At 55.0% G+C, this 20,923-nt stretch carries 20 protein-coding genes; 3 read left to right on the forward strand and 17 right to left on the reverse strand.

Annotated elements, in window-relative coordinates; translation table 11 throughout:
* Positions 1-77: 77 nt before the first annotated feature.
* The 4 genes from ACZRN6_RS32135 to ACZRN6_RS32150 form a co-directional block, all read right to left on the reverse strand.
* Entirely contained in the window at positions 78-854 is a 777-nt protein-coding gene (locus ACZRN6_RS32135) for a hypothetical protein (protein ID WP_284184526.1), read from the reverse strand.
* Between the two features lie 150 nt (positions 855-1,004).
* Positions 1,005-2,171 (reverse strand): ATP-binding protein, encoded by a 1,167-nt coding sequence (locus ACZRN6_RS32140; RefSeq protein ID WP_181087061.1) that lies wholly within the window; start codon positions 2,169-2,171, stop codon positions 1,005-1,007.
* Between the two features lie 145 nt (positions 2,172-2,316).
* Entirely contained in the window at positions 2,317-2,694 is a 378-nt protein-coding gene (locus ACZRN6_RS32145; RefSeq protein ID WP_284184525.1) for a hypothetical protein, read from the reverse strand.
* Between the two features lie 406 nt (positions 2,695-3,100).
* Complete coding sequence (locus ACZRN6_RS32150) at positions 3,101-3,598, reverse strand: hypothetical protein (RefSeq protein ID WP_181087051.1); 498 nt, start codon at positions 3,596-3,598, stop codon at positions 3,101-3,103.
* A 229-nt stretch (positions 3,599-3,827) separates the two neighbouring features.
* Here ACZRN6_RS32150 and ACZRN6_RS32155 point away from each other — a divergent pair, with 229 nt between their 5' ends.
* Positions 3,828-4,271, forward strand: a complete 444-nt coding sequence (locus ACZRN6_RS32155) for a hypothetical protein (RefSeq protein WP_181087052.1) — start codon at positions 3,828-3,830, stop codon at positions 4,269-4,271.
* 477 nt (positions 4,272-4,748) lie between these two features.
* Here the strand turns inward: ACZRN6_RS32155 and ACZRN6_RS32160 are convergent, their stop codons facing one another.
* From ACZRN6_RS32160 to ACZRN6_RS32200, 9 genes are all read right to left on the reverse strand, one after another.
* Positions 4,749-5,249, reverse strand: a complete 501-nt coding sequence (locus ACZRN6_RS32160) for a hypothetical protein (RefSeq protein WP_181087053.1) — start codon at positions 5,247-5,249, stop codon at positions 4,749-4,751.
* Positions 5,250-5,296: 47 nt separating this feature from the next.
* Positions 5,297-6,853, reverse strand: a complete 1,557-nt coding sequence (locus ACZRN6_RS32165; protein ID WP_284184524.1) for a hypothetical protein — start codon at positions 6,851-6,853, stop codon at positions 5,297-5,299.
* Between the two features lie 1,251 nt (positions 6,854-8,104).
* On the reverse strand, positions 8,105-8,815 hold the full coding sequence (locus tag ACZRN6_RS32170; protein ID WP_284184523.1) for a hypothetical protein: 711 nt from the start codon (positions 8,813-8,815) through the stop codon (positions 8,105-8,107).
* A gap of 115 nt (positions 8,816-8,930) precedes the next feature.
* The gene (locus ACZRN6_RS32175; RefSeq protein WP_284184522.1) at positions 8,931-9,287 is read right to left on the reverse strand and encodes a hypothetical protein; all 357 of its coding nucleotides are present in this window, start codon (positions 9,285-9,287) and stop codon (positions 8,931-8,933) included.
* Positions 9,288-9,498: 211 nt separating this feature from the next.
* Positions 9,499-10,056 carry a hypothetical protein gene (locus ACZRN6_RS32180; RefSeq protein WP_284184521.1) on the reverse strand — a complete coding sequence of 186 codons (558 nt, stop codon included), beginning with the start codon at positions 10,054-10,056 and terminating at the stop codon, positions 9,499-9,501.
* Positions 10,057-10,147: 91 nt separating this feature from the next.
* Positions 10,148-10,522, reverse strand: coding sequence for a hypothetical protein (locus tag ACZRN6_RS32185; protein ID WP_181087059.1), 375 nt, complete (start codon positions 10,520-10,522; stop codon positions 10,148-10,150).
* Between the two features lie 102 nt (positions 10,523-10,624).
* Complete coding sequence (locus ACZRN6_RS32190; RefSeq protein ID WP_284184520.1) at positions 10,625-11,158, reverse strand: hypothetical protein; 534 nt, start codon at positions 11,156-11,158, stop codon at positions 10,625-10,627.
* A gap of 93 nt (positions 11,159-11,251) precedes the next feature.
* Positions 11,252-11,803 (reverse strand): hypothetical protein, encoded by a 552-nt coding sequence (locus ACZRN6_RS32195; protein WP_181087214.1) that lies wholly within the window; start codon positions 11,801-11,803, stop codon positions 11,252-11,254.
* A 222-nt stretch (positions 11,804-12,025) separates the two neighbouring features.
* Entirely contained in the window at positions 12,026-13,165 is a 1,140-nt protein-coding gene (locus tag ACZRN6_RS32200) for a hypothetical protein (RefSeq protein ID WP_078466094.1), read from the reverse strand.
* Positions 13,166-13,378: 213 nt separating this feature from the next.
* Between ACZRN6_RS32200 and ACZRN6_RS32205 the strand changes: the two genes are divergently transcribed.
* Positions 13,379-14,932 carry a GGDEF domain-containing response regulator gene (locus ACZRN6_RS32205; RefSeq protein ID WP_078466095.1) on the forward strand — a complete coding sequence of 518 codons (1,554 nt, stop codon included), beginning with the start codon at positions 13,379-13,381 and terminating at the stop codon, positions 14,930-14,932.
* A gap of 60 nt (positions 14,933-14,992) precedes the next feature.
* Here the strand turns inward: ACZRN6_RS32205 and ACZRN6_RS32210 are convergent, their stop codons facing one another.
* From ACZRN6_RS32210 to ACZRN6_RS32225, 4 genes are all read right to left on the reverse strand, one after another.
* Positions 14,993-16,225 carry a hypothetical protein gene (locus ACZRN6_RS32210; protein WP_078466096.1) on the reverse strand — a complete coding sequence of 411 codons (1,233 nt, stop codon included), beginning with the start codon at positions 16,223-16,225 and terminating at the stop codon, positions 14,993-14,995.
* A gap of 12 nt (positions 16,226-16,237) precedes the next feature.
* Positions 16,238-16,837, reverse strand: coding sequence for a hypothetical protein (locus tag ACZRN6_RS32215; protein WP_078466097.1), 600 nt, complete (start codon positions 16,835-16,837; stop codon positions 16,238-16,240).
* A 313-nt stretch (positions 16,838-17,150) separates the two neighbouring features.
* The gene (locus ACZRN6_RS32220) at positions 17,151-18,539 is read right to left on the reverse strand and encodes a hypothetical protein (RefSeq protein ID WP_078466098.1); all 1,389 of its coding nucleotides are present in this window, start codon (positions 18,537-18,539) and stop codon (positions 17,151-17,153) included.
* Complete coding sequence (locus tag ACZRN6_RS32225; RefSeq protein WP_011923016.1) at positions 18,536-19,267, reverse strand: helix-turn-helix domain-containing protein; 732 nt, start codon at positions 19,265-19,267, stop codon at positions 18,536-18,538. Before ACZRN6_RS32225 ends, ACZRN6_RS32220 begins: the two co-directional genes overlap by 4 nt.
* Before the next feature lie 465 nt (positions 19,268-19,732).
* On the opposite strand from ACZRN6_RS32225, the gene ACZRN6_RS32230 reads away from it, so the two are divergent.
* Positions 19,733-20,065: a hypothetical protein gene (locus ACZRN6_RS32230; RefSeq protein WP_078466099.1), complete on the forward strand. Its 333-nt coding sequence runs from the start codon at positions 19,733-19,735 to the stop codon at positions 20,063-20,065.
* Positions 20,066-20,923 lie beyond the last annotated feature (858 nt).

A 20,923-nucleotide genomic window follows, 5' to 3' on the forward strand; every position in this document is an offset into this window, starting at 1 on the left:
AAACGACGCCACAGTTTCAACAATCAGCTGTCACCGGTAGAGTTTGAAAAGCGTTACGCAGCGAGCCTGGAGAGTGTCTAGGAAACCCGGGGCGATTCATCTTGCTCGTCTTGGTGGCGAAGCGAAAGCCAGTGAATCCAGTCTCTTTCAGAAAAATTTAAATTGTACTGACGTCTTTCGGAAAGACGCGGCACCTTCTGAGCACTTTTCGATACCCAGCCAAAGTCCAACCGACACGGGGCTGGATGTACAGGCATGATTGGACGCACAGGAGTCTTCTCTTTGAATTGAAGGAAATCCTCCCACTTGCTCGATGATATGTAAGGGTGAACCTCTAGGCAAAAGTCTTCATAGTCTTCATGATTCTTACTCATAACTCTAAGAAGTGAATCTACTGATTCAGGCTGAGGCTTCTGACTTAGATCGTGCCACCAAAGAGCATTTTCAGCTCGCTTCTGAGCTTGGGCCTTGCTTGGACCGAAAGTTTTACCCGCATTGGTAACGACTTGCTTGATCTGACCGGTAGCATCTACTTGCCGAAGGGCCTGAAGTACCGGCGCACATTCGATAAGATCCTTATCAACGCATAAACGTTCTGGAATACCATTGATCACACGGCTGTGCATCCAGGCGTCATGAAAGAAATTCGCGAGGGATATCTCCTCATCGTGACGGTAATATCTTTGGTGGTATAGCCCCAAGCCCTCGACATTCAACGTCAGCGCAAGAACTGGAATCAAGCCCATCCTGATTCCATCCGACGGGTGCAGCCCTTCATAAAACCAGAATGCCTTGCACGCGTCATTTACGTACAGGGACTTGAGTTGAACAATAGTGAAGTGATGAGTGAGCATCGAAGTCATAGTCCCTGCGGGGATTGCCATTCTTTTTGAATGTCCGAGCCCCTAAATTTAGCAGGTTGTAGTGAGGCTAGGACAATCCACTAGCTGGCCTTCAGCAGGCCGTTAAGCGCACTATCCGATGCTGAGTCACCCTGCAGCCATCTACGACTGAATTGAACTGCGGGTAAGCCAGGTAGCCATAGAGATATCCTCAAGGGCGTATTCTCCGCGGTTTGCCTTCCAGACCAGCTCTTTGTCCCGCAGCACGTCTAAGGCCTTCTGAACGTTCGGGGTTGAGGCGTTGGCGTCGACTTGTGCGAATTCGAGTTTACGGTTCACGGCCTGAAATGTTTGATCTGAAAAGGGCACGAATGGCTGCTTGCTGATAGCACGCTCAGCCATGACCTCAAGAACCGCTTGTTGGATAGGGGAAAGCCCGTTAAAGGCGCTCTCGTAGTCACTCCACACTCCTGCTTGGTGGTTCAGCGCGCCTGTGCGCAGTAGCTCGCCAAGGTTGCTGGCCTCACCTAGACCGACGCTTACCTCAGTGAGGAGCTGATTCAACATCTCAGGCCGGTGTCCAACAAGGTCGAATGCGTCAGCTAAATCCTCAACGCTAAACTGATTGCTGGATGCGAGGCGGGCATTCCAGATTTCCGTTGCGAACGCGACAAAGTCTTTTCCCAGCAATGGGAATGGAGTGATGTTGGCACCGTAGAAGGGCTGCTTGCTCTTGAGCACCAGGTTGGCCAACTTGTCTCTACTCGAGCCGGTGAAGACTAGGCGCAGCCCGTCGTCCCCCACGCCGCTGTTGAGGTGATCACGTGCTGCCTTGAGGGCGAACATGGTGTTCAATCCACTCTCGCTGTTTAGGGCATGCTGAGCTTCATCAATAATGAGTACGATCAATTGGCCAGAGACCTTGTGAAGTACGTCCAGCGCCTTCGCAAGGGTAGTGCCGGCAGGCAGGTGAGGCTTTGTGAAATCCCAGCTGAGGGTCCGTAACAGGTTGACTTTCTCGATGCCGATCTTCTTGGCAGCCTTACTAACAGGGCTGTCGAATTCCCCCAAGGCAGACCCGATCACTCCAGCTATCAGTTCGGCCGGGTCAGTTTCGCGGTTGGCCCAAAGGTCGACATACACTGCCAGCCAGCCACGCTTTTCACATTCGGGGATGAAATCGTTTCTGAGGAAAGTGCTCTTGCCAGTGCGCCGAGGCGCGGCCAGGAACAGGCCTGAGCTATAATCGACAAACGACTCACCGGCGACATCTCGCGCCAGAGATTCTGCAAGCGCAGGGCGTTGGAAGATAGGGCGTTTCTGACTGATGCTCATGCTATATCCTCAAATATCCGAAAGACTATAATCTATAGTGTAGCGGATATTTCGAGATATTCAGAGTCGGCGTCCAACATCACCAAGCTCCGGATAAGACTCTGGTCAAGCCTCGGTATGGCGGATAGGCCGCGCTCGATCAAAGCTTTAGCGCTGCGATCAGTTGAATTGTCGCAGTTGCTTTACGGGAGCTGTGGATACACGACATTGCAACAGGTGTCACGGTGGCGACCACAACGGCGCAGCAGGCCGCCCACCCTCCAGCGACGTAGGTGCCAATTGCAGCCAACACCAGCCCTATAACGAAATATGCCTCACGCCTGTTGAAAATGTTGGCAAAACCTTTGTTCTTTCGAGCCATTGCTTCAAGGGTCGATCTCAATTGCGCTTGATCTTCAGGCCGCACCTGGTTAACCATATTTTTAGCCGCTGAAATGGCTTGATTCTGGTCGACGCGATAAAGCGAGTAAAACTCAGCGTTCATCCATACGATGAAGTCTTGTGAAGGGGGGCGCATTGGTGGGTTTAACTCCGTGGTGCGGGATGTGCCCGTTCTGAACAGTGCACTGCTCGCAAGATGGTCATAGGTGCTTTGCTGATGAAGCCTTAACTATGGCTTTTAACCGTTTCGCAGGGCACGGTCGTGCTCGATCAGTGCAGCAGCTTTCGACTTGAGGCGCCCCTCTGGCCAGGTCTCGCATTTTGACCGCAGCAAGAATCCCAGCCCGCGGAGGGTGGGTTTGGGGGTGTCGATGCCAAGATCCTGACAGACCCTGCAGGCCACGATTCCAGTATCGGGGAAGTATTTGACGATCGATGTCTTGTGGCTGCAGCAGGTGCATTCCATGTCCAATCAGTCCTTTCAAGGCGCAAGCGCGCGTTTAGCAGGCTCCACTCACTTCACCATCCCAGGCTACGATGGCCTATGGACGCTCGCCGTACTGCCTAGCAATTTCGGGGATATTGATGCGGGGTCTATTTGGCTCTTCGTCCACAAACATTCCGTACACGTGGGCGCTCGTTTTCGGGCCATGCTTAACCGCGATAGATCTCAGAATTCGTGAGCCGTGCCAGGGTTGCAAGTAAAGGTGATCAGCCAACGTAAATGCTCCCAGAACAGCAATGTACGTAATGGCTAACGTAATCAGCGGCATATGATTAGTGACAGGCTCCAGCACCGCGTAACCTACGCAACCCACCAAACTAGTCCCTACGTAGGCAGCCCAGCTGGCGCGGGCATAACCGACGGCATTGAGAACCTGACGCAATGCCTTCTTGCTTTGAGGTGGATTTGCATTGCCCTGCACACTCATTTGACCAATCCAGTTAAAAAGTAATTTTGGGATGTTGCAGTCGGGCGGTATGCCTTGCAACCCAAATGCGGGCTGCCATTTACCGAACCGGCTTTCACGCCATCCCATCAGCCGCCATAGGTACTCCGTGCGCGGGGGGCAACTGAGTTCATAAACGGTGAGGGTGAGTCATTTGCACATCCGCCTGCACACAAAGTCCGCTTCACTCCAGCCACATCATTCATCGATCCCTCAAAGAGAATTTCAAGGGTAGGGTTTGCCTTGATGAGGCTGGCCCGGGAGTTAAACTGGCGCACTGAGTTACACCCTCCCACATCCTATGTTTCAGGGTTCACAAATGAAGAAAGCACTTTTGGGAATGGCACTGCTGGTTCTCGCAGCGCCGGCATTTGCGTCAACAAATGAGATCGAGATTCCGGCACTCACTCCTATCCCTTTCATCGTCAGCACTCCCGGAGATCTCCTCTACGGCTACGTGAAGAACTGGGGTTCCTTGGGCGATGAGAAAGGCCCGATGACTAAGCTTGCGAGCCACGTCGCGGATCAGCTACAGGAGAGTAGTTGTGCGCTTAATATTCGGGTCTCCAGAGGAACAAGTGGGCGGTTAGAAGCCCAGGAGGGGGTTGCAAACCTCGCCTGTCCCCAGGCTGACGGTTCCCTGATAGTGACAGAGCTGCCAGGCCTCATCTGGGACAAAGATGGGTTTCAGGGATTAAAGAAAGGTGAGGTTGGCGAGAAGGGATTCTTCGTTATCATCACAGCTGCCCATATTCGCCACTAAATAGCTCACACGGGGGTCGAGTGCCTGATAAAAGATTTGAATGGACGTCAGAGGCAATCGCACTGTTGGGTGAGGCTTCCGATAAATCTTTAGCTGAACAGCTTGGTGTATCGCGTGACACTGTCAGGTGCAAACGAATTGCTCTTGGCATTCCTGCCTGGAGGTATAGCGCCGGCGTTTTCTGGACACCGGAACGAATTGCTCTACTAGGGAAGGAGTCTGACTCAGTAATCGCTGTCCGATTTGGGTTGACTAAAAATGCGGTAGCTCGGATGCGTGAGCAGAAGAAAATACCGCTTTTAAGGCATCAAAAGTTCTTTGACTGGACTGAGGACGCTATCAATCAGCTCGGCACTTGTTCCGATCGGCTTCTAGCTGAGCGCCTCGGGTGTAGCGTAAGCACCGTTTATTTGAAGCGGAAACGGTTAGGGGTGCCTCTCCTTTCCGCTTGATTGTGAAGCTGCTGCGCAGGACCACTCAGCACGACAGTCCTTCGGTGTGCGCAGCTAGGCCGCCCTCCAATCCCCATTGTACAAGTGCCCCGGGAGTGGGCGTGGTAAGCCCGTGCGCCGCGCGGTAGGCCTTGAATGCCTTAAAGCTGACGGGCAAGCGGAACCTCAGTGTCAGACCTGCCCATGGGTTCCGAATCCTACTTAGAGGATCCAGTCGGGTGAGGATGTGGTTCCCCGTGTAGATATCCAATCCTCGGGAATGAAGTTCAGCCGGGATGTCTGCAAGAGAAAGGCCGGTAAGGACCTTGATGTCGTGGATGGTGTCGGTACTCACGGTGATGAACAGATTGGCCTGCACGTGCTCCCCAGGCTGAAGGTAGCAATCCCACTGAAATGCCGCTCTGTTAGTGACACCAATGAAGTGCTCCAGGCGCACCTTGTCGCGGCGGTCGGGGGCGTGCTGCTTGCTGGGTGGCTCGTAGATATACCCAATGTGTCGCATGTTGGTGCCGTTCACGCCCATCATTGGGCGGCCACTCTCCGTACGAGGCAGACGGAATCGTGCATGGTTGGCTAGCAGTAGGTCATCCAGGATCGCGCATGGTTGGCTAGCAGTAGGTCATCCAGGATCGCGGGCAGATTCTTGGCCACGGCCTTGTAGAACCATTCCTGCACTTGAGTCTGCCGGTGAGCGTAGTCTGCAGCTGCAAGGCCCCGGATAATTTCGACCTGGTTGTGACGTGCCGTGTAGTGGGCGTCAGCGATGATGCGCTCCGGGGTGTCCAGAGTGTTCATCGCAATCGACTTCAATTCAGCCACGAACAGCCCCTTGCCCGGCTCGCCGTGGTTCATGGTCAGTTCGCCTTGCCCATCCATGCCAATCTGCAGCTGGCCGGCCTGTATCACTGTCTCAGGGATGTACAGGCATTCCGCGGGCACTGCGGCGGCGAATCGATCTTCCATCCAGAGGTTCGGATTGGCGCACGTTTCCCACTGTGGCTCAGTTTGATAGAACCATGCGGCCGTCAGATCCTTGCTGGCGCGTGTAACCAGATCCAGCTTTCGGCCAGCAAGCGCTGGGAGCTGATCACCACTCTCTGCAAGTTTGTGCCCGAGGCTCAACATTGAACCTGTTGCGAGCAATGGCTCGGACATGCCTTGGTCGAAGTAGCGTGCGCGGCATTGGTCGATAAACAGCTGAAGCCAGAGCAACTCGCGGTCATCCAGCTCGCTGATGTCCGCCAGGACCGGCAGTCCGGCCGCGGCGGGTAGGTTGGTTGCGCGCGGCTCACTCTCCAGGGCTGTCCGGCCCCGGTCCATCCACTGAATCTTGAGCAGGGAATAGGGAAAGTGACTGCCATCGATACGCTGGGCGTTGAACCGATCGTTGCGTGCCTGCATGCGTTCTTCTTGGAGAGGGTGCTCGAACTTGCCTTTGTCGGTCAGCGCCAGGATGCGTGAGCCGGTGCGCACCACCATGACGAAGTAACTACTAGCGATGCTTTTGCCTCGGATGACACACAGGGAGAACCCCGTGGGTATTTGGTGGGCATGAACCAGCAGGTCTTCGATACGTCCGATGTCGTAGATGTTTCGTCCAAGCTTCGCTTCCCCTGCTGGGGCCGGAACACCGTCCTTGATCATTAGGCGGGTCAGCCGGTCGATGCTGTGAAGAGCGTCGAGGCCAACACCACCCGCCTGTGTGGCCACGAACTCCAGTGTCTCAGCGGAGAGTGCGGATCTGTCCAGATTTCGGTAGAAGGCCAGTGAGCCTTGAGCATAGTCAAGGTACTCATCATGTAGTCTGCCGATGGCTGAATCTGCGAACAGTGAATCCAGTTCGCTCATAGCCTCCAGCATGGTTGATATGCGTTCTGAGCCACTCCGGTACTCACTGAGGGGAAACGTCGCCGCTCTGGCATAGAGGGGCATCTGTGAGCGTATGAGCAGGGTGACGATGGCTTCGTCCCCTGTCTTGATCGCCGCGTTGATTTCTTTGTTGGCGTAGTAGAGGCTAAAGCCATCTAAGTCCGAACCAAAACTGAGGCTCTCAACTGGCTTACCGGTCAGGCGTTCCCACAGCACAAGTGCTGTTTCGCCTGGTCGCTGGGGCAGGGTGTCTTGACTCATGCATGGCCTCGCTGGATCGTTGGGGGTGCCCTCAAGGGCTTCTACAATGAGTCCAGTCTGCTGTCATAGCTGGAGTGCCAGAACCCAATGTTTTACCGGCGGTGCTCTGTGAGGTGAGGTACGTTTTGGTCTTTCCCTGGGCGCGTAGCGTTAATGCTTTCTGTGTAAGGTGGGATGCCTGCCTTTTTGCGTCTGAGCCAAACGCAGGCGGTAGTGACCCCAAAGCGCCTGGCCAGATTAGAATCTGTGTCCTTACCCAGCAGATCATTGAGCTCCTCACTGGGGTGACCAAACTCAACGGTTGCGCCGATCCCGAGCCTTCGCCTGTATGCACTGATAGTCGGGGCTGATACACCCACAGCCTTAGCGATCTTTGCGTCAGAGACCTTTCCAAGTCGCGTCAGATATTCTGCAGGGAGCTCGAAAGCTTCGGTAGGCGCATTGAGGGGTGGGATCGAGCTTCGAGTTCTTCTTGAGGTAACTGTGGATTTGGGGATGCCGAGTTTGTAGGCGAGTGATTGGTCGCACATCTTACCCAGTAAGGCTAAGTGCTCTTCCGTCCACACTTTATTACCCGACCTCGTCTTGATGCCTCGGGCTTTGCGCGCCTGAAATACTGCCGATTTTGTGATCCGAAGTTGGGCCGCCACTTCCTTGTCGGTTAGTTTGCCAAGCAGGGCTATGGCTGCTGGCGTCCAAATGGAAACCGCGTTCCTTGCGTCATTGTCGTTTGCCATCTTGGATCCAAGTCTAAGTGGATAGGCAAAGTTTAACGCCGATTTTGCAGGGGGCTAGCCAAACCGGGTCTATGAAAATCCCCGGCTCGCCGGAGGAGCTAGTTGAGGCCGATATGCCTAGCCGTTACAGCGGGCCGGTTCCATGGTCAGGGCTCTGATTTTCATAGTGAACGTGAATGGGGGGTTTCCCATCTTGCGTCGAAGCCAGACACAGGTCCCATGCCAGAGATGGGGATTCGAGATCCCCACCCTATCGGTTCCCACCGGTGGATAGTCGGCAAGGCTCGTGTTTAGGAACCGTAGCCAGACAGTGTGTAGATGGTCTCCCATTTCTCAGCGCAGTCATCGCACGAAGTCTGTTGACCGATGAAGTCCCCGCCGAATGTGAAGTCGGTACCGGACAAGGTCACGTTAGATGATGCACACCACGGGCAAGCAAGCCCAGCCGGATGATTGATGTAGACGTGATCGGTAATAGGCTTTTCTACGCGTTTGAGCGTACCCGCACCCTCGATCACGCCGCCGCCTCTTGTTTGTAGTCATTTCTGATCCGAACCGCCTCAGGGATCAGCACCTCAAACGTATAACCTGGATCTGCACTGAATTTGGTGGTGTCTCCGCGCGCTGTTGCGATTCGGAGTGCATAGTCCTTTGCCTGTTCGAATTGCAGGACTGAGAAATAGGATTGCGCTTTGATGTTGGTGTTCGAGATGTCAGTACACAGCACTGCGGTACCGCCGTGGTTGTTGCTTAGGCCAAAGGTCATCACCACGTAGCGCGGCTCTCCTGCGGGGCGGTAGACCTGACCATCGATGAGGATGAGGGTTTTAGCCCAGCCGTGAAGGTATTCAGCGATGGCCACCTTCCCCTCACTGACAGAAACGAAGATGCCTAAATCGTGGCGGCTCATGCTGACGCTGTCGGTCACTAGCGAGAGTTCTGTCCCCGGAGCAGCGTAGTCGTAGTCAGTACCGCCCGATGTGCGCGCCTGGCGCGAACAACCGTACACGCTGCAGGAGGTCCAGAGTTGACCGTCAAACCAGCGGTACTCGATTGGGGGCTCGCTGCTATTGCTGGCGCTGATGATTGCAACCGGCGCGGCCTCGCGCAGGATCTCGCGGAGGTTTACAACCTCAAGTCCATCGTCGAACCGAGCGCGGCGGGGATTGCGACAGCGTGCCGGGATGATGTTTTCGACGTAGGTGTATTTGACGGTGAGTTGCATGGGGAGCTCCCTTTGAAGTTGGTACCAGGATGCCTCGAGCTCCTGCGTGCCAGAACCAGCGAGATAGCGAATGGGGCAGGCGGCGTGTACTCAGCCTACAGGCCGTCAATCGGGCTTATGAATCCAGAGATTCGATGTCGATGGGCTTTGTATCTTTGTTGATCAAGCCCAGTAAATCGCGGGCTGACATGCACATGACCTCGGAATCATCGTCCTCACGGTAAATGCCGATCAGATTTTCCTCCCAGTCCTGTTCATCGGGCACATCTGAGCCACACTCCGACGTAAGAAGCATGTAGAACTCGCCTGCGTCGCGACGCATAGCCAAGCAGCCCCCGCCAGTCTCAACGACCTTAAACCCATCCAGTCCCGCGCATTTGAGAGACCCATCAGCACCAGCAATCGATTTGAAGTCTGAAAGGGCGAAGCCTGTGCCAGTCAGGGCCTGCTGGTTTTCGTGGGGGGTTGGCATGGGTGGCTCCAGTAGAGGGCGGGTTCGTTTTTGATGGGAGTAATTGTCAGGGCTGTTTGGGCGTGCCAGAACCTCTCACTTTGAAAATCAGCCGGATCCTCTGATGGGGAACCACCCCTCCCTAGAGAACTTGATTATGCAGTCACCCGTGTAAATGCCCAGCAGGGCTGGGCAAAAAGGGTTAGTACTGAAGGAGGGTAAATACCCTCAGTTAGGACTCAAACTGGATACGTTCGCAGAGTGCATCAACACCCTCGGCAGTAAGGCCTTCGTGGGGGCCGCTGTCCGTGAGGATTTCTCCGATGTCGCCATCACCTGGGCGAACAAGGCCACCCATCATGGATGCACCAAGCAGCCGTAGGGCAGCCAGTACGGCATCGAATTCAGCTTTGTTCACCGCCGGCAGCGCGATGCTCCGTTCGCCTTGAGAATACGCAATCACGTCAGCGTATTGCTCGATGAGGTCCGGATAGCTGGCCAGAACCTCGGCCGAGGGTACCGACGGCTTGTTTGGGATCTCTGGTGCGTCCGCCTCGTTAAGGAACAGGGCGTTGTTAACGGCGCCGTGGTGGGCATCGATCAGCGCAGCCTGAGCTGTGTCAGCATCCGAGAAGGAGTTGTAGTTCCCCATGCGCACATCCCACTTGCGTCCATGATTGATCAGGGGTACTGCCTGGGCGGTGGCGATGAACTGAGCTTGAGTAAGCAGGTGAGGGGCGATGGCCGCTGCTTGGGTATTAGCATGAGTGTTGGTTTCGACGTTCTGCATGGTATGGCCTCCCGGCTCTGTGTTGATAGAGCCAGTGTCATCCCCTAAAGGGTGTGCCAGAAGCGGGTGAGTCAAACTTTGCCAGTGACGGTTATCGGCCCTCGGGCAGATTCACCGCCCCAGTCAGGATTTCTGCGAAGGTCACCTTCAGATCCGGGTAGTCGTCCAGTACGTCTTGTGTTGGCATCGACGGTAGATAGCCTCTCTCACTGCTTCCTGCGCTGTTCCAGTTCAGCGAGCTTTCCACTTCACGCCGGTGTATCTGCCTCAGCGCGGCTTCAGCACTGTCTGCCTCTGCCCAGGTCAGAAAACGACCGTGACTGACCTCCCAGCTGCGGGGATTGCCCACAACAGGCAAAGCGTCTCCGTGCTCAAGAAACTGGGCGAGCGTCAGCCGGTGAGGGGCGAGGGTGGAGAGACGTAGGCGCGCATTCAGCGAAGCAACATCAGGGTCGATATCGGGCACGTAAGAAGCCTCAGTTTGGTAAGCGTTAGGCACATTATCACTGGGATAGCGCTGACCAACAAAAAGGCCCGGTGTGTGCCGGGCCGGGGGGAAGTAGCGGCATTAAACGCCGGCGAGTTTCAGAAGATCGTTGTAGTCATCACCATCAGGGCATTTTTCATCAGCGTCCAGCTTGTCGTTGTGCATGCGGATAGCCTGGGGGAGGGATACCAGTCCTTGAAGGCCAGCACAGGCCGAGCGCACCGTCGACTCGCAGTCACCTACCATCATCTGGTATGCGTCCTCGGGATTGGTGCTGCCATTTACAAATGCCAGGATGCGCCAGTACAGACCCCCGTACTCCCCGCTGCACAAGCTGATCTCGGTGCGGTCTGCTCCATGAGCGATGTCGTAGATCTCAGAGCCCTCCGGGGCGACCACTAGCCCATCCACACCATCAGCCTCAACGCTCACGAGGGTCAGCCCCATCTCGTGGTCATCAAAGCAGTTGAGCGAGGCCACAGATGCAAGCGCGGACGGCTCCTGCTGCGGGTGGATGGTGCGGTAGACCACATCATTGTCGTAGTTAACCCGAATGCATGGGGCTACGGAAAAGCTGGTGAACTTGATGGCTTGAGGGGAATTGGCTTCGGGCATGTTCGTAACCTAGTTGGCGATCAGTTGATGGGAACCATGTTGGGGGCGATGCTGGTGTGCCAGAACCACCCCTGATGGGAAATTCTCTACAACCTAGATGGCGGACTCTGCCTCCTCAAACGCATCCGCAATAGCATCCTCTTTGCCCACGCCGTGGCAGTAGCGCTCGAGGTAATCATGCTTCTTAGCATCGCTTTCCTGGCTGAGGGGCCGAACGATCACTACGATATCCAAGGGGTGATCGGAGTAGGCATCGCTGATGGTGATTGGGCCGGTACAGTCGATAACCACACGACCTGTCTTAGGCCCCGCAGCTGCCAAGGATTCCACGTCTACGGGCAGAAGCAGGCCGGGCGCTGAGATGGCTTTGAATATCGCTACCGCTCGGGCGTTGTACGCCTCGGCGTTCATCTTGTCCGTGCCTTCCTGTGCAGTTGAAATCAGGGCGTGCAGGCTATCAAGCTGAGCCTTCAAGGCTTCGATCTGCCTGTTGAGTTGAGCCTCGCGCAAGTAGATGAGGTTCTCAACCGATTCTGCGAGGTCGCTGGCCTGGCCATTGGTGACGTAGCCGGTTGAGCGGAGGGTGGTGTGGATGGTGTCGTGTAGAGACATCTGAATTGACCTTGAGAGGTTGATGATTTCCATGGTCAACCCTGTATCCCAGTGCCAGAAGCACCTGGTGACTGGAAATTCATCATCCTCAAGAAACCCTAGTGTCTCAGTGTGGATGGGGAGCCTCAAAGGCAGGCTAGACCCGAGCTCAGGATCTGCACCCCGTCCAAACTCAAGGCAAGACACCTACCCAGACTGAGGGAATGAATGCGAGCCTTGACATGATAAAGCCGCTTCTTAGAGCGGCTCGGGTAGTTAGGCAGCAGCTTCGTCAAAGTCGTCTGGTGGCCGACGGGTGGAGCACGCTGTGTCGAGTGGTGGCGTTACCAGGTTTGCCACGCGGGCCTTGGCCCTATCGCATGCAGACAGGTAGCCAGAGAAGGTCGGGGGTTCCACCTCTATCTCGTCCGCCAGCGCTAGGCAGTAATTCACTAATTCAAAGCCGGTCTGAAGGTTTGCGCTTTGCCCGACACAGTAGTTGAGCTTGACCTCTACGACGAGGGCCTCTCTATCCAGATCTGAACGTTGGAGCCGGAATGCGCCATTCGATTCCTTCCTGAGCCTTTTTGTTAGCGTGCCCTGGTGGTAGGTCTTCACACCATCAAGGACAGCTGCGAGACGCCTAACGAGACCAAACACCTCCTTCCAGTGGGCTTGCTGCTCATTGACCCTTCGCATCTCCTCAGCCGCCCAGCACTGCTCGTACTCCGAAGGGTTCATACCACGATACTGAACGTCCTCAAGCAGCTTGCGCTCAAAGCTGTCGATGTACCGATTCCTCGTTGCAGACACGTAGTCGAGCAAGAGATGCATGCAGTCGTGCTCACGAAGCCGTTCGATTTGCTCTGTTAGGGAATAAGCCGACTCCCACATCCAGGCTGGACGGAAGCAATCCATCTGTGCCCTGATGTATTTAGCCACGGACTGGGTATCTAAAAGGATTTGGACCCAGAGCTCGAGTGTGATTTCACCTGCTACATGATCTCGTGGGAGTCTCGAGAGGCGGGTCATCGCCGCTGTGGCGGATGAATGGAAGTTCGGTAATGCCTTGGCACCGAATGCGCGCGCCCGACCATGAGCTCGGTCTGCACGCATTGCCTCGAATGCTGCCGCCTCATCGACTAGCTCACCAAGCCACGGGGCTCTGCTGCTGAGGGCTGTGAGCCTGCTGTGTTGGGCCTTGCTGAAAGTCAGGTCTGGGCCCGCGGGAACCTCAAACCATCCAGCCTGGACGGCAAACATGATCAATCGGACATCCACCAATACCCCTGCTGGGACGCTTCGGGACGCAATGGCGTCGTCTAAGCTTGCACCCTGTCGCATATCGCGGGCGACTTTTCTCGCAAATGGCATAGCGCCACGGTTGGTGAGCGCGGCTATTAATGTCGTGTCCATGGTTACTCCATCTGTCGGTGACCCATCCTCGCTAGTGCCGGACTGTGCCACCACCACCACATTGCGAACCTTCAGGTTTTAGCCTTCCCGACATTCGTCCACGGGCGCAGGTCTGAATGGCTCGCTGCCTCAGGCCGGAAGGCAAATATTTTAGTTGGAACCTGCAAATATGGGGCACTAGATGGCCACTATTACTAGTGGAGGCCTCTGCTTATGAATCACGAAACCATCAACCGGGTCCTGCAGTCAGCTTGGCGCTCACAGGTCTTGCCAAGGCCAAGCGAGTACACCCTTGAAGCCTTCAAAGCCGTAGTTGCCAAGGTTCGATCAAGCACCATCAGTTCCCTATCCGGGGAATTCGCGACGGAGCTCGGTTCGCTTTCATCCCTCATCAGCAGCAACCAATCACTGACAGCAAGATTATTAGAAGGAATTGATCTGCAGATGGACACGCTACAGGCGGCAAGCCGGCGGGAAAGCGACGCACGAGCCAGTGATCAAGGACCATCAGCCATCTACATCCCCGGGTTCGGAAACCGTGGAGCATTCTTTGCCTCAGGCTTAAGCTCTATGGGGCTTAAGATCCTGTCACTCAGTCTGGATTCCAGCTCGGATCTTGTAGCCGACCTGAGGGAACGAATGCCGACCTCAGGTTTGGTGCTCGTGGGTAGCGCTGTTGTGGACCACCCAGAAGCATGTCGTGCGCTCGAAGCTCTGGCTGCTCATCATGACAGTGATTTGCTGGTGGTCATTGCAGAAGATACACCAATGACATTCGAGCAGCGCTTGGTTGCCGCGACCTTTGGTGTAGTGCGGTTACTAGGGGTTGAGGCCGACGTCAAAACGCTTCGATCGCTGATCCGTAGCAGAGCCAGAGACTCGCAGATCAATGGGTACAAGGTTTTGCTGCTCGATGACTCCAAAACGGATGCATACCCGGCAATTAAATTCATGCGTGAGGAAGGGATTGAGGTACTCCATATCCTTTCTCCAGCTGGGGTTTTGAAGGCTATTGAGGACTTCAGGCCTGACGTGGTCGTAACTGACTTCCATATGCCGGGAGCCAATGGCGCCCAAGTTGCCAGTGTTATTCGCCAAGATAGCGATGCAGTGATGCCTATCATTTTTCTGAGCAGTGAGCGGAACACAGAAACCCAGCTGATCGCGCTTTCGAAGGGGGCAGACGCTTTTGTCCAGAAACCATTGAAGCGGGGAGCCTTCATCAAAGCCCTCAAGGCGCTCATATCGAGGTCTAAGGCGTTTGACTCGCGAATGCGGCGCGACCCTCTCACAGGGCTTCTGAACCACGGGCAGTTGATGGCATCAGCATCACGTGTCAGTGCTTCAGGCAGCGTGCCCAACACCATGGTGATGATCGACATTGATCACTTCAAGCAGGTAAACGATACGTTTGGTCATCCTGTAGGTGACAAGGTGCTTGTTGGGCTTGCTGAGGTGCTATCAGACAACCTTCGCTCCACCGATTTCATAGGCAGGATGGGGGGCGAGGAGTTCGCCGTGCTGATGGTTGGCGCACCGATGTCAGATGCCAGGAATGTAATCGACAGAATTCGCGAACTCTTCAGCAATCTTCAGTTTGAAACCGGCCTGCAGGATCAGGGTGAAAGTGGGAAATGGTTTGCCTGCACCTTCAGCGCCGGCGTGGCTCTGCTGGATGGGTCCGCAGCGGTTTCAATGAAGGCTGCAGACCACGCGTTGTACAAGGCAAAGCATGGCGGTCGAAACCGTGTAGAGGCTGCTGACTAACCAGTTCCGATCTGCGGATATAAAAAAGCCCCAGCATCTGGGGCTTTTAATTTACTGAGATCAGGCTCGAAAGGTTTTCTCGGCCGGGGGGGCGAAGTGATGGACATTGTCCTTCACAGGTTCAGAGAAATTACCCTCTGAAATGTCGCTGTGCTCTGTTATGCCCTGGATGTCATCTGGCTCGTCGAAGGTAAGCTGCATCAGCACGCGCTCCATTGCTTCGTTCGAGTCGAACTCAGCAGAAGGGAAGTCTGCAGGCATTTCAACGCGATCAAGAATGTGCTTGAGGTCCATGTACATCAGGGTAGGGCGGCCACGCATCAGTTTGACCAGCTCAAGGATGAGGCGCTCGTTCTGTACCACTGCTGCGTGGCAACGTTGCGATACGTTCCCCCGCAACAGATTCAAACGGTTAGCCTTCATCACTACTTCGTGGTCCGACACTGGTTTGAAGAAATTCCCCTTGTTTGTCATTTGCAGGTAGCGCAGACAAAGCTCGTCGAAATTCTGAAGATCATCAAGCGCTGCGTCAGAAGACGTATTCATGATGCGCTGTTCTGCGGCACTGCCGATCATCAGCATGTGCATTCGCCAGAAAACCATGTCTGAAGTAGAGAGGAGGTTAAGATCTGTGAAGATCTTTGCAGTCCGAGTGTTGATGTCAAGGTGAGCGCTGAATGAGTCTGCAATCAAGCAGTTACTGCCTTTGTAGGCAATGATCCGAGCCGCTTGATGAATCATGAGCCGGGTTTGGTCTGCCATTGTCACCTGAAATGCCGGCCGTTGCTCTGGTGTTGGGGCAAATGAAAGTGGTAGAGCGACTGCGCTGCTCATTGCGCCACCAAGTTGATCTTGATGAGCCTGGGCCTTTGGCCGAAGTCCTGATGCCCAGTAACCGACACCAAGAAGGCAAGCAACTCCGATGGTAGTGACGGTATAGAAAATGTTCTGTGTGACCAAGCGGTATGCCGGGGTGGCACAGACGTAAACGCAGAGGCAAACGGCCGAAGTGACCCATACGAATGTTAGGCCACGTTGAAAGCCTTCGCCGATCGCTGACACGACATTGCCAGCTTTCGCTTTTGCGATGGCACTTACCATGAATACAAACCCGACAAGAAGCGACAGGACAATGGCAGACATTGTTGCGAAACCAACCAGTTCGTCAGGCTTTTCCGCAGTCATGTAGCGGGCAATCACGTACAAACCAATTGTTGCCCCCGCAAGAACAAATGGGGTGAACCAGGCCGGAAGCATCCGGCTCGCGTCTTTAATATTGTTCCAGCTGCTCATTGTCCAGCTCCCTTATAAGGTGACGGTTGCTACATCAGGCTTTTGCTTAGCCTGCTGCTGCGGGTTTTTGGCCTGCGGTTTTGCTTGCTGGCCTTTAGGTGGCTGACCATTCTGCTGAGCAGGTTTTTGAGTTGGCTTCTGCGGTTGTTTGGCCTGGGTTTTGGGTGCTTCGCCGGCAGGGGCAGTCGAACCATTAGCCTCAGGCTTGGGACCTTGCGCAGGCTTAGATTCGGCTGTGGGCGTAGTAGTGGCCGCCGGCGCAGCTGAATTCTTTTGTGGAGCAGTCTGTGGGCGCGCCTGAGGCTCGCGTCGTTGTGGCTGCCCTTTACTCTGGCGACCGCTGCGGCGTGAATTCATATCCACGTCCTTCTCGATCTGCATGAGAGCGTCTTCGAACTCACCGAGCGCCCGAGCAAAGCCTTCGTTGCCCGAACGATATTGCTTGCGACCTTCCACGGAGGGGTTGCCTGCAAGCTCACGAAAACGCGAGTCGAGCCGTGCAACACGGATCGCCAGGGTGTACATCGCCGCGGTACGCTCGCCGTCAATGCGTAGGGTGCGCTCTGGAAGTTGAGGCGCGGTGTTGCGGACTTGGGTAGTTTCGTTAGCCATGGGGTTACCTTACTGGTGAGTGCCAATTGATCTCAGCCATTCCCAACCAGCAGCTTGTTGGGTGCATGAGCGAAAAAAGTCGCTGACGTCACTTGCGTGACTCAGGTAGCTGGCGCTGTCGTCAGGGACGAACAAACCCCAAGCATCAATCCAAGCGAGTTGGAATATTTTTTGCGGGAAGTAACAAACCTCGACGTATCGATACTCAGGAGCTCTCAGGTATATCTTCGCAACGAAGATAACGAGAAAGACAAAGAGCACGATCTTGAGAGATTTCACTATCGGGCCGGATGACGACCCCTGTGAGCTCGACTCAGCCATGAGCGGCATCCTTGGTGATGGTGATTTGGTATCCGGTCCTGCGGCGAATAACACCAGAGGCTTCTTCAAAAGTGAGACCACCCGAGACCAGATGGCTCAGTGCCCGTAGGGCATCAGATTCTTCATCGGCGGCGATGCCTAGGCTCTGGCTGAAATCCAGCCATTTACGCTTGGAGGCAGTGGTAAGCCCATTGGCAATGGCTCGTATCTTGGCTACGCGCCGTAGGTCAGGAAGGGGCTGGTCGAGTAAAGAGGCACAATATCTGGCCATATACTCACCTGCATTCATCCTTGAGTTGATCAGGGCTTTGAGTGCGTCTTCACGACCAGCTGTTCGCATGGCATCGGCATCATCCATGCCACGGCCAAGCGCTATGATGCTCAAGGTTATGCCAACGGCTTCAGCCTCACGGATCGACGATAGTGCACCTTCATAGCCGGCATGATCGCCATCGACCATATGAGCGGCCTCTGTAATTCCTTGGCTGGCTAGGTATGCGGCCTGGGCTGAGTTAATTGATGCTTGCCCAATGGCGCATCCCCAAACCTTGATGAGCTGCAGAGCCCAAGCATCCAACGTCCCTTCCACGCAAACCAGGATGGACTTCTGCCGCTGCTTGAAAAGGTAAGGGATATCTTTGGACGATTTTGGTGAAAAACGGTATTTCGGATTAGACCTGGCTTCACCTTGTCCTGATGGGATCCTGCCCCAGATACGGGCCTCGCCGTCTGGGTGAGGCCAGTAACCGATAACTCGACCTTCCATCCCCGACCAGACAGATGAAGGGGTTTCATCCTCAAAGCTGACGATCCCAATAGAACGGGCTTGCTCCCGGGTAACACCGTGAGCCTGAAGAAGCGAAAGCACTTCATCATTGTTAGTGAATACGCCGAGGCGCAGCGTAGCCATGACCTCGTTTGTATACCCTCGGGATTGCTGGAATTCGTCAAGAATCCCCTTGTTGCGTTGAGCCAGTTGCTGAGTCACCAGAATGATTGCCTGGCCCGTCGTGAGGGGAGGGCGACCACCATTGGCTGCGCGTGACTGCTGCTTGGCTTCGTTGTCCCGGTTGTCAGGGGGTTCAACACCTGCGGACTCACAAAGGGTTTTGACGATATCGCCGTTGCTCATGCCGTTCTGGGCGAGGGCGTCCCACAAAGGCGTGTATGGGCTTGGGCAGTTGTCCTTACGATTGCACTGAATCCCGGACCTGAATGGGTAGTAGAAAGCGCGGTCTTTACCACAGGCTGGACAGTCGAGGACATAGGAGCCATTGGCTGATAGCTTTTTGGGGTGCAGGTGATTAAGAAGGCCACGATCCACTGCATCTAGCTTCGGGTATACGGCGTCTTTGATGAAGTCTGTGATTGATTGCTTCATTCGCCGGCCGCCGCCGTCTCTTTCCCTCTCAGGCTTGCGACGACGCGAGGGCAGATGCCCTGGTCAATCGCTATTTCACCGAGTTTGACCTTGAGTTGGCGACGTACCTTCCATACCTGCTTTTCACTAAGCCCAAGCATCGAGCTCATGTCTACGGAGCAATGTTGCTCAAGAACAGCCAGGCGGAGGATCTGGTGTTCACGATGTGTCAGAAACCTGCGCAGCGTCTCAACGTGAGCATGGCGCTTCTGCAGTCCTTCATCACTGAGCACGATGCCGTCGGACAGGAACTGGGGTAGTGCCGACAGGCTGTCAGTGTAGTTGGACGCAGTGTTGAGGTAATCAGGTTCTAGACCATGAGCGCGCGGCGCATAGTCTAAGCCGTCGAGATCCGCAAAGTTGAATGCGCCAGAACCTGGAACCTCATCGATGACGCGGGCATAACCGTACTTACGTATGTAAGAGAGGGCGTAGCCGATCAAGCACAACCCGCGTCCGTCAGGGGAGCCGGCAGCGTAGTTTCTAATGGCGCTCTTTGTGGCGTCATAGATGCCCGGGTACAGAATCTGAAGAAGCTCCTCGTCCGTTAGACGAACAGAAAGCTTCGAGCGGATTTCAGCTACCCACTGTTGTTGGGATTCGACATGAATGACGAACTCCCACGGGTCAAGACTTAAGAACTGGTCGCTGGTAAGCCCGGCGAGCCAGTTGCTCCTAACGAGGCGCATGCCTCCCTCCTCCGATCATACGATCGGCTCCTAAGCGCAAATCCAGTCCCCTGGAATTTGCTTTGTCCGGTAGCCACGACAGCCACCGACCCCCTTCTACATACGGTGAGCAATGCTCAACCGCTTGGCTCCTCGGACGCCCCGTAGGTGTGTACCGAAGTAATTGAGCGCGATTCTATTGGGCGCGGATGGGACAGGCAACTCTAAAAAGGGCGTGATTTTTCAGTCAAAAGCGTTGAGCTGGAGGCAAAGTGAGACATCAGGTACCCAACTGTGTGCAATGACGTTCAGCTTGTAAATCGCTACAGACCCTGTCCCGTAAGGAAGTTGACGCCTGAAACCCGGCGTTGATGGCACACCAATGGCCACAAGATGCTCAATGGTGGCAATGTACTACCGTTCGTCGCTGCTCTTGGAATTCACGAACGTGACGTTAAGGTGCGCTCATCACCTGTAGGAGTAACCATGATCAACGCGTATCACCAAGCCATTAGCTCGGCTCGTCAAGCGGGATTTGCTTTGCAGAATCGACTGCATGGCTGGGCAGCTATCAAAGAGGGCATTGATACTGTTCTCGTTAGCTTCTTCTATATCGAAGGCGGCCAGGTCAGTGCTCAGATTGTTTGGAGTGGGCCCGATCCGCGCGACTCGATGGACCTGGTAGCGCATCACCTCAATGGCCAGGCTGGTGCTGGGAGCGAACTCGTTCAAATGTTGATTGATGTTTATCGGGCAAGTGGTGACAGCGATACGCTCCTCCCGATGAAGCCATGTCCCAAAGGTGCCGTTCTTCACTAGCGGCTCCGATATCAGCCGGCGGCCTGATTCCACAGCGCAAACAAGTGACGTGGGCTGCGGGGACTTATACCGACACCGGCTCGGCTGTCTCTGGCCATTTGGTGGGTGCGAGTAGTCCGAGAGTGGCCGTATCGGCTCAAGGTGCTTGAGTTGCCTCTCTAGTGTGTTCCGATTTCCGAACTTAATAGCCTACCTGGATAGCCAGGGATCTCAGCTTGAGGGTTTGGAGCTTGTCACGGGCTGCTGGATCTTTCTTGCAGGTCACGGTTGTCACTAATCGGATCTGACGAATCCCGAATATTCCTAACACCAACTGAGTGCGCGCCGCAGCCTGCCTTCTTTGAGGGGTCGCAGACCGATCTAGTTATGGGGGAGGGCTCGAGCCCTACGGCGCAGCCTATGCCATGAGCCAAATCTTATGGTGGCTGATACTGAGTGATCGGTAGATGGTCACAGCCGCTGAACAGGTTGCCCTATTAGGTCATTCGTGAAATGGGCCTTCTTTCGCCGAGCGCGAGCTAAAAGCTAAAGACCCATGCATCACCTAGTGTGAGCGTTGTGATGATGAAACCTGGCTGTCTGGTACTGACTCTATGAGGTGTCGGTTGGCGAGCTAAGGTCATTCTTGGCTGATGCGATTTTCCATCGTGTAGAGCATCACTGACATCTTTTGTCTGCTGGGAACGGAGGAGTGCCGCAGGCCGGCTGGGTCTACCTTGGTACGTAAGGTCGTAAACGCGCTCAAGGGTATTCCAACGCCCGGCCCTACCCTGGCGGCAAAGAAAGCGTTTTGCCTCCCCTGTCTTCAGGGAGTTCAGGCAATGCACGATGCTCATGTCTTTACCGTTACAGCCCTTA

The sequence above is a fragment of the Pseudomonas sp. A125 genome (assembly GCF_055409485.1).

Coding starts and splice junctions, on each gene's coding strand:
- ACZRN6_RS32190 (WP_284184520.1), bottom strand. CDS start 11,158: ATGCCCGAAGCCAATTCCCCTCAAGCCATCAAGTTCACCAGCTTTTCC.
- ACZRN6_RS32175 (WP_284184522.1), bottom strand. CDS start 9,287: ATGCCAACCCCCCACGAAAACCAGCAGGCCCTGACTGGCACAGGCTTC.
- ACZRN6_RS32170 (WP_284184523.1), bottom strand. CDS start 8,815: ATGCAACTCACCGTCAAATACACCTACGTCGAAAACATCATCCCGGCA.
- ACZRN6_RS32215 (WP_078466097.1), bottom strand. CDS start 16,837: ATGGCTAACGAAACTACCCAAGTCCGCAACACCGCGCCTCAACTTCCA.
- ACZRN6_RS32195 (WP_181087214.1), bottom strand. CDS start 11,803: ATGGAAATCATCAACCTCTCAAGGTCAATTCAGATGTCTCTACACGAC.
- ACZRN6_RS32225 (WP_011923016.1), bottom strand. CDS start 19,267: ATGCGCCTCGTTAGGAGCAACTGGCTCGCCGGGCTTACCAGCGACCAG.
- ACZRN6_RS32205 (WP_078466095.1), top strand. CDS start 13,379: ATGAATCACGAAACCATCAACCGGGTCCTGCAGTCAGCTTGGCGCTCA.
- ACZRN6_RS32200 (WP_078466094.1), bottom strand. CDS start 13,165: ATGGACACGACATTAATAGCCGCGCTCACCAACCGTGGCGCTATGCCA.
- ACZRN6_RS32220 (WP_078466098.1), bottom strand. CDS start 18,539: ATGAAGCAATCAATCACAGACTTCATCAAAGACGCCGTATACCCGAAG.
- ACZRN6_RS32145 (WP_284184525.1), bottom strand. CDS start 2,694: ATGCGCCCCCCTTCACAAGACTTCATCGTATGGATGAACGCTGAGTTT.
- ACZRN6_RS32135 (WP_284184526.1), bottom strand. CDS start 854: ATGCTCACTCATCACTTCACTATTGTTCAACTCAAGTCCCTGTACGTA.
- ACZRN6_RS32210 (WP_078466096.1), bottom strand. CDS start 16,225: ATGAGCAGCTGGAACAATATTAAAGACGCGAGCCGGATGCTTCCGGCC.
- ACZRN6_RS32230 (WP_078466099.1), top strand. CDS start 19,733: ATGATCAACGCGTATCACCAAGCCATTAGCTCGGCTCGTCAAGCGGGA.
- ACZRN6_RS32180 (WP_284184521.1), bottom strand. CDS start 10,056: ATGCAGAACGTCGAAACCAACACTCATGCTAATACCCAAGCAGCGGCC.
- ACZRN6_RS32160 (WP_181087053.1), bottom strand. CDS start 5,249: ATGATGGGCGTGAACGGCACCAACATGCGACACATTGGGTATATCTAC.
- ACZRN6_RS32155 (WP_181087052.1), top strand. CDS start 3,828: ATGAAGAAAGCACTTTTGGGAATGGCACTGCTGGTTCTCGCAGCGCCG.
- ACZRN6_RS32150 (WP_181087051.1), bottom strand. CDS start 3,598: ATGGGATGGCGTGAAAGCCGGTTCGGTAAATGGCAGCCCGCATTTGGG.
- ACZRN6_RS32165 (WP_284184524.1), bottom strand. CDS start 6,853: ATGAGTCAAGACACCCTGCCCCAGCGACCAGGCGAAACAGCACTTGTG.